Genomic DNA, 879 nt, shown 5'->3' on the forward strand with positions numbered 1-879 from the left:
GGTATCAACGCCGAGAAGACGAGATTAATTAAGGTAAAACTATGTTTGGATTGATCAAAATGAAGTGGCAGCAAAGTATCGCTCTAATGTTGACGCTTGCTGTAATGATGCCGAATATCGTGCATGCAAACGATGAACCGGAGCTACTAGATCGTGTACTTGTGATTGTTGACGATGACATCGTCATGGAATCAGAACTAAAACAACGACTGCGCCAAATTACGCAACGCTTGCAGGCGCAGGGTACCCGTTTACCTCCACAAGAAATCATGAATCAAAGAGTACTAGAGCAGCTTATTCTAGAAAGCATCCAGCTTCAAAAAGCTGACTTAGCAGGTATTCGTGTGAGCGATGCACAGCTCAACGAGACCTTAGTCAACATCGCAAGCTCAAGCGGTATGACCCTACAGCAATTCCAACAACAACTGGCGAAAGAGGGTGAAACCTATGTCGCAGCGCGAGAGCAAATTCGTCGTGAAATGCTCGTGTCGCGTGTGCAGCAGCGTGAGGTTGATCGTCGCGTCCGCGTGACAGAGCAGGAAATTAATAACTTCTTGAGTTCCAGTGAGGCACGTGAACGTTCAGGAACAGAATACTATATCGGTCATATTCTGATTTCAGTTCCTGAGGATGCTACGCCTGAACAAGAAGAAGCTGCGCAAGAACGTGCCGATGCCGTGTTAGCAGAGCTAAAGAATGGGGCAGACTTCCAACAAGTTGCGATTGCTCGTTCTGATGGCCGCCAAGCATTAAATGGTGGTGTTATTGGATGGCGTAAAGAGAATGAATTGCCATCGATTGCGGCCGATGTACTGCCAAACTTGGTGAAGGGACAACCTTCTGAGTTGATTCGTTCGGCAAGTGGCTTCCACATTATAA

The 879-nt window shown here is 46.9% G+C and carries 1 protein-coding gene; it reads left to right on the plus strand.

The features are described from left to right. Window positions 1-41: 41 nt before the first annotated feature. Window positions 42-879: peptidylprolyl isomerase (locus tag A3738_RS04340; protein ID WP_197473587.1), on the plus strand; the 838-nt coding region annotated here is incomplete at its 3' end.

Source organism: Oleiphilus sp. HI0066 (assembly GCF_001635725.1).